The organism is Nitrincola sp. A-D6, from assembly GCF_000764495.1.
GTDB lineage: Bacteria > Pseudomonadota > Gammaproteobacteria > Pseudomonadales > Balneatricaceae > Nitrincola.
In genome coordinates this window covers 1-14,753 of sequence record NZ_JRLB01000021.1, presented here as the reverse complement: position 1 = coordinate 14,753, position 14,753 = coordinate 1, and the positions used below count along the sequence as shown (strand labels likewise).

At 44.0% G+C, this 14,753-nt stretch carries 20 protein-coding genes and 1 pseudogene; 2 read left to right on the top strand and 19 right to left on the bottom strand.

Annotated features, from left to right (window positions below; all coding sequences use genetic code 11):
* Nucleotides 1–111 precede the first annotated feature (111 nt).
* The 12 genes from LH51_RS04270 to LH51_RS04215 all read right to left on the bottom strand — a co-directional run bounded on the left by LH51_RS04270 (nucleotide 112) and on the right by LH51_RS04215 (nucleotide 7,743).
* Nucleotides 112–417: a hypothetical protein gene (locus LH51_RS04270; protein ID WP_036520091.1), complete on the bottom strand. Its 306-nt coding sequence runs from the start codon at nucleotides 415–417 to the stop codon at nucleotides 112–114.
* A 123-nt stretch (nucleotides 418–540) separates the two neighbouring features.
* Nucleotides 541–759: a DUF6500 family protein gene (locus tag LH51_RS04265; protein WP_036520088.1), complete on the bottom strand. Its 219-nt coding sequence runs from the start codon at nucleotides 757–759 to the stop codon at nucleotides 541–543.
* 78 nt (nucleotides 760–837) lie between these two features.
* Nucleotides 838–1,353: a ClbS/DfsB family four-helix bundle protein gene (locus tag LH51_RS04260; protein WP_036520085.1), complete on the bottom strand. Its 516-nt coding sequence runs from the start codon at nucleotides 1,351–1,353 to the stop codon at nucleotides 838–840.
* Nucleotides 1,354–1,443: 90 nt separating this feature from the next.
* Entirely contained in the window at nucleotides 1,444–2,661 is a 1,218-nt protein-coding gene (locus LH51_RS04255; RefSeq protein WP_036520082.1) for an amidase family protein, read from the bottom strand.
* A gap of 131 nt (nucleotides 2,662–2,792) precedes the next feature.
* Nucleotides 2,793–3,254: a hypothetical protein gene (locus LH51_RS04250; RefSeq protein ID WP_052063434.1), complete on the bottom strand. Its 462-nt coding sequence runs from the start codon at nucleotides 3,252–3,254 to the stop codon at nucleotides 2,793–2,795.
* A 100-nt stretch (nucleotides 3,255–3,354) separates the two neighbouring features.
* Complete coding sequence (locus LH51_RS04245) at nucleotides 3,355–3,630, bottom strand: hypothetical protein (protein WP_036520080.1); 276 nt, start codon at nucleotides 3,628–3,630, stop codon at nucleotides 3,355–3,357.
* A 96-nt stretch (nucleotides 3,631–3,726) separates the two neighbouring features.
* Nucleotides 3,727–4,092, bottom strand: coding sequence for a hypothetical protein (locus LH51_RS04240; protein WP_036520077.1), 366 nt, complete (start codon nucleotides 4,090–4,092; stop codon nucleotides 3,727–3,729).
* Between the two features lie 32 nt (nucleotides 4,093–4,124).
* Complete coding sequence (locus LH51_RS04235) at nucleotides 4,125–5,210, bottom strand: SIR2 family protein (protein WP_036520074.1); 1,086 nt, start codon at nucleotides 5,208–5,210, stop codon at nucleotides 4,125–4,127.
* Nucleotides 5,211–5,797: 587 nt separating this feature from the next.
* Nucleotides 5,798–6,073: a hypothetical protein gene (locus tag LH51_RS04230; RefSeq protein ID WP_036520071.1), complete on the bottom strand. Its 276-nt coding sequence runs from the start codon at nucleotides 6,071–6,073 to the stop codon at nucleotides 5,798–5,800.
* A 124-nt stretch (nucleotides 6,074–6,197) separates the two neighbouring features.
* Nucleotides 6,198–6,521 (bottom strand): antibiotic biosynthesis monooxygenase family protein, encoded by a 324-nt coding sequence (locus LH51_RS04225; protein WP_036520069.1) that lies wholly within the window; start codon nucleotides 6,519–6,521, stop codon nucleotides 6,198–6,200.
* Nucleotides 6,522–6,620: 99 nt separating this feature from the next.
* Entirely contained in the window at nucleotides 6,621–6,953 is a 333-nt protein-coding gene (locus LH51_RS04220; protein ID WP_036520066.1) for an immunity protein Imm33 domain-containing protein, read from the bottom strand.
* An 85-nt stretch (nucleotides 6,954–7,038) separates the two neighbouring features.
* Nucleotides 7,039–7,743: a hypothetical protein gene (locus tag LH51_RS04215; RefSeq protein WP_036520063.1), complete on the bottom strand. Its 705-nt coding sequence runs from the start codon at nucleotides 7,741–7,743 to the stop codon at nucleotides 7,039–7,041.
* A gap of 98 nt (nucleotides 7,744–7,841) precedes the next feature.
* Here LH51_RS04215 and LH51_RS04210 point away from each other — a divergent pair, with 98 nt between their 5' ends.
* Nucleotides 7,842–8,090, top strand: coding sequence for a hypothetical protein (locus LH51_RS04210; protein WP_036520061.1), 249 nt, complete (start codon nucleotides 7,842–7,844; stop codon nucleotides 8,088–8,090).
* A 72-nt stretch (nucleotides 8,091–8,162) separates the two neighbouring features.
* Here the strand turns inward: LH51_RS04210 and LH51_RS04205 are convergent, their stop codons facing one another.
* From LH51_RS04205 to LH51_RS21190, 6 genes and pseudogenes are all read right to left on the bottom strand, one after another.
* Nucleotides 8,163–8,522: a VOC family protein gene (locus tag LH51_RS04205; RefSeq protein WP_036520059.1), complete on the bottom strand. Its 360-nt coding sequence runs from the start codon at nucleotides 8,520–8,522 to the stop codon at nucleotides 8,163–8,165.
* 161 nt (nucleotides 8,523–8,683) lie between these two features.
* A complete protein-coding gene (locus LH51_RS04200; protein WP_036520056.1) occupies nucleotides 8,684–9,310 on the bottom strand; it encodes a hypothetical protein in 627 nt (208 codons plus the stop codon).
* Nucleotides 9,311–9,385: 75 nt separating this feature from the next.
* A complete protein-coding gene (locus tag LH51_RS04195) occupies nucleotides 9,386–10,162 on the bottom strand; it encodes a hypothetical protein (RefSeq protein WP_144244171.1) in 777 nt (258 codons plus the stop codon).
* 53 nt (nucleotides 10,163–10,215) lie between these two features.
* A complete protein-coding gene (locus LH51_RS04190) occupies nucleotides 10,216–10,677 on the bottom strand; it encodes a hypothetical protein (RefSeq protein WP_036520051.1) in 462 nt (153 codons plus the stop codon).
* Nucleotides 10,678–10,911: 234 nt separating this feature from the next.
* Nucleotides 10,912–12,288: pseudogene (locus LH51_RS04185) on the bottom strand (IS1182 family transposase); the annotation flags it as partial.
* Nucleotides 12,289–12,312: 24 nt separating this feature from the next.
* Nucleotides 12,313–12,459: a hypothetical protein gene (locus LH51_RS21190; protein WP_200881864.1), complete on the bottom strand. Its 147-nt coding sequence runs from the start codon at nucleotides 12,457–12,459 to the stop codon at nucleotides 12,313–12,315.
* Nucleotides 12,460–12,705: 246 nt separating this feature from the next.
* Here LH51_RS21190 and LH51_RS04180 point away from each other — a divergent pair, with 246 nt between their 5' ends.
* The gene (locus tag LH51_RS04180) at nucleotides 12,706–13,164 is read left to right on the top strand and encodes a hypothetical protein (protein WP_036520048.1); all 459 of its coding nucleotides are present in this window, start codon (nucleotides 12,706–12,708) and stop codon (nucleotides 13,162–13,164) included.
* A gap of 99 nt (nucleotides 13,165–13,263) precedes the next feature.
* Here LH51_RS04180 and LH51_RS04175 read toward each other — a convergent pair whose 3' ends face one another.
* A complete protein-coding gene (locus LH51_RS04175) occupies nucleotides 13,264–14,316 on the bottom strand; it encodes a hypothetical protein (RefSeq protein WP_200881863.1) in 1,053 nt (350 codons plus the stop codon).
* Nucleotides 14,317–14,753 lie beyond the last annotated feature (437 nt).

Sequence of the window (14,753 nt, the reverse complement as noted above, 5' to 3'; positions counted from 1 at the left end):
AGCCTTGATCTGTGACCAACGCCACGGCTTCTTCTTTGAACTCTGCCGAGTATTGTTTGTAGGTTCGTTTCTGACTCATAATGACACCTCAATAGCTGACTCATATTGTCGCTAATTAAAGTGTCCGGATCCATTAGACCAGTTCAACCATGTGCCGTTTAGATCAGGAACAAGTAGGATTTTCCGAACCCAAGCGCTTTTCCAAAGTTTGTGGTTAAAGAGATGGTAGAGTCCGATAAACAGGGCAAAGACAGGGATGGCGGTCACTGGCGGAGCCGGAATGCCTGAAAGTCCCTCTACGGCCCCCAAGCCGGTCTCAACGGCAACGTTCAGAATTGGAGCTACCGTGATCGCGATGAACGCCAAGCCAAATAGAATCTTCTCTTTGGGATGATTATCAATCGAGTAATCGTGCACTTGGTCTCCTCGTGTCGCTAACGCCCGGCTTTGGGGCGGACTTGTAGCCGCGCAGCGGCGGAAAGGCCGTCCCAGCCCCGAAGGGGCGACAACAGCCGTTTGTTATGTGATTTGATGGAAAGGCTAAGCACCGGATTTAATCATATCTCTGATTCTTACCGCTTTTTCGAAATGATCCAATTGGTGAGTTTCAATCCACCACCGAGCCGCCTCCATGAGAACTTCTGGCTGATCGTTTTTGTTTTTGAAGAATGCGTAAAACGATAACCCGACCCCCGATCCTTTCTGATCGATTTTGAGCTCGCATACTTCAATAATTTTTTCTCTAAGCTCTTTCCGCAAAGCAATATTCCTTTGGATTGATCACATAACGCCGCATTCAGCGGCTTGTACGCTACAATGCTTTGTTATGTAAAATTTTCACTGCAACCCATTGTTTTTATTAAAGCGTCTAACTTTAGCACGTATGTTTTTCATAGGTGAAGATGTATTGAACTGGATCATACGTCCCAACGTCCATTTCTCGTACCACGTTCGTTCATACAATTCATCGTTGCTTAAACTTAAAACTAAACCGATTAGCTCACTTATCGTTGAGTCCAGTTCATTGAGTAAGTCTTTGTATTTCCAGTTGCTGTACTGTTCTTGAAAACTCACAGCCAGCAGACCAAGTTGATTCCATTTATAACCCGTTTCCGGAAAATCCACTGGCAAGCCTCGGGATTTCAAACTATGCCACTTTAATACTAATTTTCCCCAACCCACAAGGTAAGCAACGGTATCACAGACACTAATTTGTGTTCCTTTTACGTTACCTTCAACTTCACATACACGTGACCATGATTCAGGAACAACTTGATAGTCAGCCATCAGCTTAGGAAATATCGAGTTTATAGCTGAAAGCAGCTCATCTTTTGATTGTGGGACTGATGACATCGCTGTTTCCGTTTACATAACGTTGCAAATAACCGGTACAAATGGAGCGCAGCGGAATTTGCATCCGAGTTAATTTGCCTTGTTATGATATTAAAGATCACCAACACATTGATTGAATATTTTATTACAAAAATCTATCAACATCATGTCTTGCCCGTAACCAGCAATAAATGAAAGCCCTACAGGTACACCGTTAGCTTCTGCTATTGGGACTGTAATTTGTGGAGCACAAGATAAACATGAAATAGCATTAACGCACATAGCTCTTGGAACATACTCACCCGCAAGGAAATCAGGCGTAATTTCTTCTAAACGAGGTGCTAAATCTACAGTCGTGGGGAAACATAATACGTTGCCAGCATAAAGGAATTTATTAAGATTATTTTGAAATAATTTTTTAGTGGAAAGGATCTTTTGAATGTCATTTCTGCTTGCAGATTCAGCATAATTAGAAAGACTAAATTCAACCCCGGAACTTAATTTGGGCTTCTTAGTTTTAACCCAAGATCCAAATGTGTTCCATATTTCTGTTGAAAGTAAGAAGCCTAATTGTAAAAAGAGTTCGTTAAAATTTACACTCAACGCTGTAATTTCAGATAATTTCAATGTTTGATTTTTAAAATTACAGGTTATTTTCTTTTTAATTGTTCTTGTGGCTTGCACAATTGCTTCATCAGATATTTGGAACACATCATCGACGAAACAAACTGACGGAACAGCACTGCTTTTTGAATAGCCTTCTGCCAGCAAAACGTGCATTACTTTTTCTAAGATTTGCCCGTTTTGTGAGAGAATTCCAACTGTGTCAAAAGACGGTGCTAAAGGTAATACGCCAGCAACCGAAATAGCACCGTGTGATGGTCTACAACCCCAGACACCACAATTGCTTGCAGGAACTCTTACAGAACCTCCGGTATCTGTACCAATAGCGAAATCAACCAAACCACTGGCAACAGCCGATGCTGAACCACTGGATGATCCGCCAGGGATTCTATCCGGTGCTTTTGGGTTAATAGGTGTACCATAAAATGAATTTACACCAACTAGGCTGTAAGCTAACTCATCTGATTTTGTTTTTCCTTTAAATATTCCACCTTCGCACAAAAGTTGTTCTAAGCAAATAGCGTTTACAACAGGTTTGTCATGAGTCTCAACCCAACCTGGACTACCATAACCGGTTGTTTGATTTTTAATATCGATGTTGTCTTTTATAGCAAATGATAAATCATTTAATATCCCTTCTGAATAGGGATTTATTGTTTCTGTGGTAATAAATGGATCTGGAAAATTAACATTAAATGAATTCATTTATTCCCCTCTTCGATCATGGAACTTGGATCTATCATAACGCACGGCTCACCGCGCAAGTTTGTGATGGCGGCTTTTGTGCTTTTTTGCACAAAAGGTGACAGCGGAAATTTGTCCGGTGCAGCCGCTTGTTAAAAGTTTTTCCTGCGAGTACTACGCTGAAACCAAGCACGACTGAAAGGCATGCATTTTGTACCAGCACTTACAGAATATTTAGAACCATTATCGGTAATAATTGCACATTCGCAAGTACAAGGCTCTCCGGACATACCCCACTTGTGTAATTGTTCTCGGTACTCGACATCAAATTTTGCGTGGATGATAGCAGAGTTAACCCATTTAGCAGGAATCGAGCGTGACTCGAGCATTTTTAAAAATTTACTTTGCCAAATATAAACCAAGGGCTCAAATGATTCTAAGTATGGATATATCGTAGATCCAAGCAAATCGATCGATATTTCTGCACCACTATTGTTTTTAGACAGATCATAAAGTTTAGCTAATTCCCAATAACCATCATAATCATTATTTCGGCTAACAAACGAGCTAACAATGCCTTGAGCTATATTCTTCAGTTCTTTACGGCGAGCCATATTTTTACTTTTAACGCAGCCAGCACGCGCGGCTTTATAGTGTAGGCGAAGCCGCAACGGAAAAGCCGTCGCTGTGCCTGGCCTTGTTAAGCACTGCGGACTATTTGGACTTGCAGGATTCATTAATACGAACAAAGATAGGAGCGTCGCCTTTATGAAAGCCAATACAAACCTCCCACTTTGATCCGCACTCACTCCACAAGGGGGTGATGGCTACTTCACCATTACCATGCCAGCTTTCACCAACTTTTAAGTATGGTGCTTCAACGTGGGTATTGATACAGCCGCACTCAGGACAAAATAAATTTCTTTGGTCGCTGCCTACCGAAATTTGTTTATCCGATATGACAGGAAGAATGTCTTTTTCAGGTTTCATTTTGATTCCTATTTATGATGCTTAACGCCGCCAACAGGCGACCATTTGCAGTGTAGCCAAAGGCGGAACGTAAAATGGGCGCGCTGCTTGGCTTGGTTATGTGTTTTTTGCATGGCTGAAGTAAAACGCTGTAACGCTACCCATTAATGTTCCTGCAAATGCAAGGAACTCGGTAAAATATTGATTTTTCGTGACGGCTAATGAAAAAGTAAATATTAAGACCAAAAACACTATACCTAGAGCCAGCATAGGCTTGATGCGTTTATTCATTCTTTCGGTAGTAGGTTCCGCTTGACCGATACCATTGCATGTTCCACAAGCTAAACCAAAATGAGGTTGCTTACCCTTCAACTCGTGTTGTTTTACGCATGCCTGACAGCTACTCCCATCCTTACCAGAAGTACAGGTCCCGCTCTCATTGCAATGCCTGCAAGGGTATAGATTTGCTTTAATTTCCTGCACTATTCATTACTCCGTGTGCAACACATAACGCCTCAAACACCGGCACAGCTTGCTGCGTCCGCGTGCTTTGACTTGTTAGGGCTGAACAACTCTTCAATATCAGTTTCTTCAGAGAAATAGTCTTTTATCACTCTTAAATGCGATTCCGGAATACCCAGCTCCATTTTAAATTTATCTGCAATCTTTGTTGGCTCTGGATCCAAGATTGTAACATACGGAATGTCCGACCTATTTAGGAATGCATCCATAAATAGTTTGTTGCTCTTTAGGTCAGTACGAGGAAATGAATAACCAATTACTATTATATGATCTGCTTGCTCAATTCCCGATTGGGCTTTTGCCCAAAGATCTTCGAATAGCATTCCATACCCATGATAATTTTTTTCTTTTACCGGAGGAATTATTAGAGGGATAGAAACCAACCCATCACTGCTCGATGTTCCTTCTGGAACCCAAGGGAATTTCATTCTAGACCTGATTAGAACATAATCATCTTTAACCTTTTTTCCTGCATCATCAAGTATATTAGGCGGGTAGTACCCGAAGGAAAAATCTTCGTAGCCCTCCATATATCTCCCAGCGAAGCAAGAATAAGGTTTAGTAGTACTCTCATATACCCAAACAGTATCTGGCGCGGACTCTTGAGTTAATTCAATATCCTGCTCTGGACTCATTGGATAGCTACTTAGCCAGTTGACAGAGCCATGCAGCTTAACTAGCTGAGGAGCATTCCCCTGAGCTTCAAAGGGAGCCATCCATTGATCTCGATAAATGCTTTTAGGATTAAAGCCATATCCATTGTCTGAGGTCCATTCCGTCTCATCGCTTAAGGCACGATCCATCAATGTATCCCAATTGAAAGTTACAACCATATCGCAGGGACTAAGCTGTTTTGCTAGTAACCGATGGGGATTAGAAATAGGACCATTTTGAATTTCATTTATGACAGCAGAAAAGATAAATATGAGTTGAGTATATGACTTAAACGCTCTAGTTCGATCAATTGTAGCTTCTTTACCAATGTGAAGATTTAGGTACTCTTCTATCTCCGTGTATAGCTCTTCAATATCAATATTCTTGCTCAAAAACTCTATGGGATTTTCGCCTTTAACTTCCATAATGAAATCTAGGAGCCCATCTATGAGAACCCAAGGGTTTGCAGATATTTCAAGCTGCTCAAAAGTCGAAAAAAATCTCGAGCAATAGGCATTCTTAAGCTTGATGGGCTCTCCGAGTATGCCTTTGACGCTCCTGCTCCAAGCAATAGTAAATTCATAATCTAAGTGCCCTTAACGCCTAAGCACACGGGCGGCCACGTAGTGGACGTCCCAGCCGCCAACGGCGGCGAGGTGCTGCGACTGGTTATGGATGCTGGAATGGCACGATGAAACGGTAATTTGCATGACCAGCCACTGCCACCCTGATAAAAATACGACTGCCGATATTGGCAGTAACCCCTCTTACTGGCAACCCACAATACAAAGTGCGCTTTGTGACTTACTTGCTAGCAGCACCGGAACGGAACTGCCGAGTATTGATACTTGGCACAATGCTCAAAGGTAGTGAAGGTTGCACGTACTTTCCGAAGCAAACGTTTACGATGCCTTGCAGCCATAACGCCCCGCACAGGGGCCGACAAAAAAGCGCAGCGTTTTGGCGGTCCCAGCGACCAACGGGAGCGCCTGCTGCGGCTTGTTAAATGTTTTCACCATAACCGTTTCTTATCTTTTCGGTAGCACTTATATGCAAGAAACCAAAATGACAAAAGCGCTATTAAAGCTGCCTTATCGTACTTCCTTGCTATTTTTTGAGCTATGACATCTTGAATTCCTTTTGCTGGACCTTGCAGCTCGAAGTTTTCCAGCATATACCAACCAAGAATATGAATGCCTACGAAGAAAAAACAGCCGAGTATAATTGCCCATTGAGTCTTTTTGGATAAAGCTAAAACATATAAGAATTCATTCAGCCAGTTTGGCATAAACTCTCCGTAGCTATAGACATTTAACGCCGCCAGCACTCGCGACTTTGTAGTGAAGGCGAAGCCGCAACGGAAAAGCCGTCGCCGTGCCTGGCCTGGTTACAAAGCAAGCGCATCCATCTACCTACACTGCTCCTGGCAAAAACTGATGTTCGATGACCTCGTAATGCTGTACTGAAAGATCAGGCTCAAGCTCGTAAACCGCGTCTTCTGGGTACAACCGTGCCTGCGAAATATCGTTGCCAGCAAACGCTTTGATTGAATCCAGGTTGTCCCAATAAGTGATGAGTGTGAGTTCGACTTTGTCTGTCAGAGAGCGGCGGAATATTTGAGCGCCGAGAAAGCCGGGTGTTGCCGACGAATCCTTGACGCCAGTTTCATACAAATAGGCCGTGAATCCCTCGTTGTGGTCTTCCGGCACCAAACATTTCCATTCTCTGGCGATCATTTCTTCTCACTCTCCCGTGTTTTGTAACGCCGCCAGCACGCGCGGCTTTGTAGTGGAGGCGAAGCCGCAACGGAAAAGCCGTCGCCGTGCCTGGCCTTGTTACATGCTGGTGAGCTGTGAATCATGCCACACATCTTCATACCCCTCAGCTACCAAAAACCTATAGCCGGGTGGTAAAGATAAATACTGCTCCACCTCTGGCAGATACTCCGAAAGGTGACTAACGTGCAACGGCTTGAAGAAATCAGGATCTTCCGATATTTCTTTACCACACCATATATACCAGCCACAAGTTCCATTTTCCGGATTATGCCGAAGGCCATTAATCGGCAGCTTTCCGATTGTTTCGATAGCGACGCCCAACTTCTCGTTCGCGTTGGATGGAAACGGAATCGCATCGAACTTTTTGCACGTTTCTTTCTGACTTTGCACGATGTTTCCTAAGGCATGTAACGTTTGGTTAAGGGGCGGGCTTTAGCCCGTCTCAGTGAGCGGAGCGAACGGTTTGAACCTATTGTTATGTGTGAGCACAAAGGCTGCTAATGCTCGCTGTTTGCTTTTTAATGTCTGCTACCGGATTGAAGACGTGTGCTGCTAATTGCTGTTCGATAATTTCACGATTTTGTTGGAATAACGTACGCGCAAACTCAGGAACAATAGGGCTGTTCATGTATCGTGCAATGTATTTCATTTTGTCTACATTGCTTTGAGTCGGAATGCTTTGGCCATAGTTATCAGCGATTATGTCGACTTTAATCATTAGGTCAGTAGAGAACTCTAGACACAGAGTGAGAATGTCTTGCTTCGGAGCTTCAAGGCTAACAAATTTCCCTTTGTTATCAATCCGTTCTATATTGCTCGCAATGTAATACTTGCCATCAGTGTAGGCGTTGATGATTTGCATGCCGTCATGCGTTATGGCATTTCTGCATTCTTTGAAAAATGTAGAGTGCCTTACTTCTGAAAAGTATGACCAAGCAATTTTCTGGCTTGTAGCTGTTTCTAAAGAGTCTTTCAGTGACTGGAAGGTGTTAACGAAAGCATTAAAGGTGAAATTTATGTCTTCATCGCTTGTGTTGACAGGGTTGATTCCGGCTAAGAAGTTGCTATTGACTAGATTGCAAATGCTTATAATTTTTCTTAGGAAGTACTCATATTCTTCCAGCTTGTTTTTTATGAAGCTGCCAACGACCATCTTATGGTGTGTTTCTTGTTCAGTCATTCGTTGAGACTCTTCACATAACGCTTAAGCACACGGGCGGCCACGTAGTGGGCGTCCCCCCGCCGCCAACGGCGGCGAAGTGCTGCGACTGGTTATGGATGCTGGAGTGGCACGATGAAACAGTAATTTGCATGGCCAGCCCTTGGCACCCTGATAAAAATACTGCTGCCGATATTGGCAGTAACCCATCTTACTGGCAACCCACAATGCAAAATGCGTTTTGTGACTTACTTGCTAGCAGCACCGGAACGGAACTGCCGAATATTGATGCTTGGCGCTACGCTCAAAAAGTAGTGAATATTGCACATACTTTCCGAAGCAAACTTCAGGAAGCCATGCGACCATAACGCCGCCAACACGCGCGGCTTTGTAGTGTAGGCGAAGCCGCAACGGAAAAGCCGTCGCTGTGCTTGGCCTGGTTATGCATTGGGCTCTGACCAAACCGCATACTCATTTCCATTTGGATCAGTGAAGTGAAACCTTCGGCCGCCTGGGAAATCGAATATTTCCTGAACCACCTTGCCACCTGACGATGTGACCTTTTTAACCGTTGCCTCAAGCTCTGAACTATACAGAACGACCAGTACGCTACCGCTCTCCGTTGAAGATACTTTATCGGACTTGTAAAAGCCCCCATCTATTCCGGCATTTTCTATGGCCACATACTCGGAGCCATAGTCGACGAATGACCATCCGAAAGCCGAAGTAAAGAACGCCTTCGTTTTTTCAAGATCCCTTGAAGGAATCTCGACATAGTTGATTTTCCCCGTTTCCTTCATGACGTTCTCCTGTATGCATAACGCTGCTGCCAAGGCGCAAAGTGGAGATGGCGTGGCTTTTGCGCATTTTGCAAAAGGCATGACAGCTCTACTTTGTCACTCTTGGGCGCCTTGTTAAGCGTGACTGTACACAAGGCTTGATTGGCTTGCTGGAACAAGCATTACCTCCTGGCCGGCTCCATACTGTGCTGTAAATACTGCGCTTCTATTACCCGGACCGAGCGCCCAAAACACGGGCGGCTTTGCCTGGCGCAGCCAATAACCTTCTTCAATGCGTTGCGTTCGGCACCGCTTACCCCAGCAATCCTCTCCGGTGGTGATGCTTTATGAATGCTCATTAGCGAAATTAGCTTTTCAATTTCCCGCCAGGACTTTTTCACTTCGCACGCGAGCAACTCTTGATCTTGATCCTGCGCGTATGCCACTACATCGAAAGCCCACGTCTTTGACTGCATTCCAAGTTGGCTCCTGGGCCAACCATACTTTGAGTGAAGCCTAAAAAGACCTGCCATAGTTATGACTGGCTCAATCCACAAAGTAATTTTCCTCGGCGAGGTTGTTTTGAGTCCTTGCCAGAATATTTGCTCGGTAGCTTTGCTGCAGGGAGCCCGAAAGACGCCACTGTCGTGGACTACAAGCCCTTCATCGACTGCCGCCAGAAAATCTTTGGCATCAGCCGGATCGAGCTTATCAACGGATTCCCAAATAAACCCAGTGGTGGCGTAGCCATGTCGCTCGCAGAATGGTTCAAGCCACTCTGCGAGAAGTCTTTCCCTAAAATTGTTCATTCAACCTCGATGCCCGCTACTGGGACGCTTAACGCCGCATTCAGCGGCTTGTCCGCTGCAATGCCTTGTTAGGCATTACATTTTCATTTTTTGAGAAATTGAATTAGTTATAAATTCAACAAATTCTAACAGCATAGCTTCATCTTTAAATTGGTGCTTAGTTATTATATCTGCAACTATTTTTTCTCGATTATTCACATATTTTGTTACCGATCCAAGCGACTTAGCACTATGAAGTGTCCCTTTTAAATTAACTATAAACGATGGTGTATCTTTGATAAGCCCTATAACACCAGCTAATGATAGGCCTGGAACTAACCCCGCCAAACCCAGAGCTATTGACGAACTAGAAACTGCCAACTCTTTAGAACTATTTATTGCCTTTTTCTTTATAAACCTTGGTATTTCACGATCAAAAACTGCATTGAACGAGTCTCTTATGTCCCCTTCAATTAATCGAAGAAAATGACTCCCAATTAGTGAGTCACTGCCAATAAGTTCATGCTGATCGTAAACAGATTTTAGAAGCGCGTCATACTTATTCTGAAATCGACTATCTAATATAGGCTGCCTTATTTCTATAATATCCTTGAATGACAATGAATCCAATAAATCAATAGGGATTACCCGTGAGCTGAGCGATTGAAGTGCAAGCTCAATAAATATTTTCCATGCAATTTGCGGTTCTGACAAGGAACAAATAGTACGGTTGGCCTCAAAGCTGTAATCAATATAATTTTCCTGTGGCAAAGCACTTTCACAGTTTACAACCCTAGCACCAGAGATATGATATATTAGCTCTCGATAATTAATCAAAACCTCTTTGTCTTCAGGCTTTAACAGTTTGGCCACGTGATTAATTTGATTTCTACTTAATCCCTCACCTTCATCGAGATTACTGATTATCAATCTAATACTGAGTCTGTAATAGGGTTTAGATTTTGTCTTATAACAGATCCTGGATTCTTAAACTCGTTTAAAAATCTATCTTTAAACCAACTGGAGTTATCTACTACATCCCATCTCACCGCTGAGTTGACATTCTCGTCTAGAAATGCTGCGGGGGCTTTATCTTTATTGTTTTTGACGATTGCTTGAAAGCTTTCCTTATCACTCCTTAGAGCAGGAATTATATGAGATCCTTGTATTAATTCTGGGTTATCTTTAAGAATTTCGTATGTGAAAGGAGTTATCAAATGAGAAGCTGCACAGACAATCCTAGATTTGAATAGAAGCAATATCTTTAAATTTCGCTCCACATCTCGTCTGAGTAAAGCCCTGTCCTTAGAGCGACCAACTATTCGATGATCAAAGTTTGTAAAGTAGGAGCGTGGCCCCTTCATCTCCGAAAAACTGATGCTCTTCATAACTTTCCTTATTTACTTAAAACCAGTTTCTTGAAATAAACACTGCTCCAGCCTTGATGCCTAACGAGCCTGTCGGATTAGACATTTTGACATCAAAATCCCCAGCATCGACAGCTCCTGCTTCATTCTGTTAATTGGTGCCTGCTCATATCAGTGAACTTTGCCACTCATTCAAACAGCCTATATTCATTATCTAAGGCAGTCATAGCCACCATTCAGACGCTTTTTACTCTATTAATGCCTTTGTTGTCCCTGTGTCGCAATCTTCTCAAGGTTATGTACCATACAGTACATCAACCACTGCGCGTTCACCTTGGACTTGCCCCTCAGTGTAAACCGATTCAACCCTTTGTTGCTTTCCAGGTTGCCGAACACCGGCTCGACTGTACCCAAGCGCTGGCTGTAGATATGACGTCCCATTGGGCTGTCGATCTTCTGCTTCATTTTCTCGATAAAGCTGGACAGGGGTTTGCGCTCACCCAGGGCAAAGCTCACTTGCCGTCCATCTTGTTGATTGGCTCGGCGTAGGCACTGATGCTTTAGCGGGCAGCCTCTACAGTGTTGGCGATAGCCCTGGAAGCTAATCGTTTCTTGTTCGCCAATTACGCCCTTGAAGCGTTTCCACATGGGCTGGCCTGCGGGGCATCGGCAGGTTTCCGTCAACGGATCATAATCAAAGTCAGCAGGGGTAAAGCGTTGTGCTACCTGGCCACCACGTTCTTTACGTCGCTGTGCCTGGGCTTTATTGAAGGTTACGGATTCAGCAAAGCGTGGATCGCGTTTACGGAACTGGTTATCGGCAATGTAACCATCGATACCCAAGCGATAGATCAGCTTCATATTGGCATCATTGTGGAAGCCACTGTCTGCGGTAATCTTGGCTTTTCGCAGAATCGAGGAGTCCGGTTCGATCTGCCGGAACTGGCGATGAATACCCATTAACATCGGCTCCAAAGTGTGCCGTTCCTGACCGGCGCCATAGGCGTGAGCGTGGACGATGATCTGGTGTTTGTTATCAACAGCAGCAACGCCGTTGTAGCCCTGTATCACGCCCCGTGAAGTCTTCATCTTGGCACTGTCTGGATCAGTGATATTTCCTTTTACCGGAGTACCACGCTGACCGAGCCGTTCAGGCGCGGTCGCTAAGTGCTTTTTTATATTGGCAGAGACCTTTTCCAGTTTTTCAATTTGGGCCTGTTCTCGGGCGAGGATTTCAGCCGGTTGATCCTTATGGTCATCTTGCTGATGCGCGGTCATCATGCGTGAAACAGCACGGTCTATCTTGGCTTGTTTGCGGTTTAATTCAGCGCGTGTACCGCTCCACTCTTTGGCGGCATTAGAGGGTAGCTTGCAGCCATCGATGGCAAACATCTCCCGACCAATCAGGTTGAGCCCATCACAGACCATCAGAACATGCGTAAACAGCGGTGCGATCACTTCATCCATGCGGGAGATAAAATCGGCTATCGTGCTGTGATGGGGCTGGCTGTCAGCCGACAGTGCCATGAAAATCACATTCTCACGACATGCCTGCGCAATCTTGCGGCTACTGGTAATGCCTCGGGAGTAAGCAAATAACACCACCTTCAGCAGAATCGCCGGATCATAGGCCGGAGCACCGTTGACGTCATTGCGTTAGCGGGATTCAAACACGCTGAGATCGAGATCATTATCCACTACATGGTTCAGCGTATACTCAAAGGTGCCAGGTTGGATTTGATCCGCGAAACGTAGCGGAATCATCTTGGTCTGGTTGTAATCGTAGTGCTTATACCGCGCCATCCCTTGCCACCTCTGATCTCAAATTCGTTTCAACGATTTTAGCGGATCAATGTGCCACCAGCCAAGGGCTGGGGGACTTATCCGACAGTCTCAACGCCTGCATAAACGGCGGCCTGACAAGGCCGTCCGGTGGAGGCCCTTCAGGGCCGGAACGAATTTGATGCACTTGTTATGTGTTTGTACGCACCAGTTTATTGGCATACGGCTTGCTACCTAATTTATAGCCATCAATATTAGGAGTTAACTATGCAAATTGGAAACTCAACAAGCGCATCATCTATAACGCCAACACAGAAAAGCGGCAATAATTTGCCTCTCAATACGCCCGTTACCGGCAATATGCAGCCGGAAAAGCGGTTTATTCGTGAGCTTGCTGAATCAGTTGACCCTAAGAATATGAGCTACAAAGAATCCATGGATCTTGCCAATGCTTTAATGAAAGCTGGAGAAGGTGATTTAAGCTCAGCATTTTTACCTCCACCACTTTTAAGAGTTAATAGCGATGGAAGTGTAAGCGACATGAGAGGAACACCTGAAGGTGACGCCAAAATGAATGCCAAATTCAATATGTTTGATTTACTTGAAGCCAGGATTTCCTTCAATAAAAGTATGAATATGCCAACAAACTTACTTGAAGACTCTTATTCTTTTTTAGAAAAAATCCAAGTAGCTCGAAATACGCCGAGCATCAATGAGTACACATAACGCTTTGATCTGCGACCGAAGCGAAGCGGAGGTCCGGTGTAGGCAACGCAGTTGCCGGAACGAACAGCATCAACTTGTTATATTTCTCAACGCTATAAATTATTCATATTTAAGCTCGCCGAATAAACTGAACATTAGATCATCTTTTAACATTTCGAATGGAAGCTCAACGTATTCGTCTTTATGCCTTGGCAAAGCCCTACCATCGTGCGGTGAATTTTTAGTATGACCAAGCACGTGGCTACCATCTTCTTTAATATAGGGAAGCACTACGATTCTTCCATGATTTTTTGAAAGTATCGTACCTTCTAACCAAAGAGTTCGATTTGTATCGCTAGATGAAGATTCGCTGAGTTCTTTAACACTCCAACCCACATTGCTCTTGCTTTCGAACCAAAAAACAAAGCCACCCAAAACCACAACTTTTAAACCACGTGATTTAGCCTCATCCAATATTCTCTTTACACTTGCTAGCTGCAGAAGCTTGTTTGCCCTAGGCAAAAGCATTGATCTAATAGCAGCCTTAGTTTTACCCCAGTGTGTGCACCCTGAATAGCCAAACCCCCTAGCTATACGTTCTCTATAACAGTATGTTGCTGTCTTTTTGGTATGTTCTGCACGCACCCACTTTCGATCATCTTTTAGCAGAGTTATGCCATATCTCGTGAGCCTAACCAACTGTACATATGGAGTTTTCTTTAAAACTCCAATAAGTGCCGATCTCAGATTTTCGTCATCGTCCGGAACGACTACGCTTTCTGGTTCAACTAAATTGTTTTCAATATTTCGTTTTATTGCCTCTGATAGCATTAGATGCTCTTCCAGAAGGCGCCTTTTTCTTACTGTTACAGCTTTTTCAACTTTCAGGCATATAGAAGATTTCGAAGCACTAGAGATACTAAGAGTATCCACCTCCCTGCTCAATGATTCGTTCGACTCTTCTGCCGCTTTCACCGCTTCATCAAGAGTGTTGTAAAAATCAGCTTTAAAGTGCTCATCTTCTTTGAGATAGCGTTTATACCATCCCAAGCTTCCATCTTTTTTTAGCTTACACTCGTACATCAGATAACCAAACCCTTTCTCAAACCAAGGCTCTGGAAAAACGGCAAGTGTAGGTAAACCATAGCCAGGTAATTGTGATTCTTTAATCATATCTGGATATTTCCTAGATCAAGATGGACCTGATTGTCGTAAAAATATAACTGTTGCCAACAGTGGCCGAGCGAAGCGAGGTCCAGCGCCTGAAAGGCGCGATGCTGCTTGGCCTTGTTATATTTTTGCTCAGCTTCTAGAGGGAGCATATTTTTCTGCCCATTCTAGGAATGGAACTACCGCTTTATCTAGTGAACCAAAGCTTTTCGTTGTTTCTTTCTTGGCTCGGACAGTCCAAGGGCGTTTCCTTTCCCCGATTATCTTCGGCTCTGCCTCTATATATTCCGAATCTGACTCCCAATCTGAACTGGTCTAATGGATCCGGACACTTTAATTAGCGACAATATGAGTCAGCTATTGAGGTGTCATTATGAGTCAGAAACGAACCTACAAACAATACTCGGCAGAGTTCAAAGAAGAAGCCGTGGCGTTGGTCA

Bases quoted from the DNA above. Each gene is read 5' to 3' on its own strand.
- LH51_RS04205 (WP_036520059.1), bottom strand. From the start codon at position 8,522: ATGAAGGAAACGGGGAAAATCAACTATGTCGAGATTCCTTCAAGGGAT.
- LH51_RS04230 (WP_036520071.1), bottom strand. From the start codon at position 6,073: ATGCCAAACTGGCTGAATGAATTCTTATATGTTTTAGCTTTATCCAAA.
- LH51_RS04260 (WP_036520085.1), bottom strand. From the start codon at position 1,353: ATGTCATCAGTCCCACAATCAAAAGATGAGCTGCTTTCAGCTATAAAC.
- LH51_RS04210 (WP_036520061.1), top strand. From the start codon at position 7,842: ATGCTGGAGTGGCACGATGAAACAGTAATTTGCATGGCCAGCCCTTGG.
- LH51_RS04215 (WP_036520063.1), bottom strand. From the start codon at position 7,743: ATGACTGAACAAGAAACACACCATAAGATGGTCGTTGGCAGCTTCATA.
- LH51_RS04250 (WP_052063434.1), bottom strand. From the start codon at position 3,254: ATGGCTCGCCGTAAAGAACTGAAGAATATAGCTCAAGGCATTGTTAGC.
- LH51_RS04235 (WP_036520074.1), bottom strand. From the start codon at position 5,210: ATGGAAGTTAAAGGCGAAAATCCCATAGAGTTTTTGAGCAAGAATATT.
- LH51_RS04175 (WP_200881863.1), bottom strand. From the start codon at position 14,316: ATGATTAAAGAATCACAATTACCTGGCTATGGTTTACCTACACTTGCC.
- LH51_RS04190 (WP_036520051.1), bottom strand. From the start codon at position 10,677: ATGAAGAGCATCAGTTTTTCGGAGATGAAGGGGCCACGCTCCTACTTT.
- LH51_RS04200 (WP_036520056.1), bottom strand. From the start codon at position 9,310: ATGAACAATTTTAGGGAAAGACTTCTCGCAGAGTGGCTTGAACCATTC.
- LH51_RS04225 (WP_036520069.1), bottom strand. From the start codon at position 6,521: ATGATCGCCAGAGAATGGAAATGTTTGGTGCCGGAAGACCACAACGAG.
- LH51_RS04180 (WP_036520048.1), top strand. From the start codon at position 12,706: ATGCAAATTGGAAACTCAACAAGCGCATCATCTATAACGCCAACACAG.
- LH51_RS04255 (WP_036520082.1), bottom strand. From the start codon at position 2,661: ATGAATTCATTTAATGTTAATTTTCCAGATCCATTTATTACCACAGAA.
- LH51_RS21190 (WP_200881864.1), bottom strand. From the start codon at position 12,459: ATGGCGCGGTATAAGCACTACGATTACAACCAGACCAAGATGATTCCG.
- LH51_RS04245 (WP_036520080.1), bottom strand. From the start codon at position 3,630: ATGAAACCTGAAAAAGACATTCTTCCTGTCATATCGGATAAACAAATT.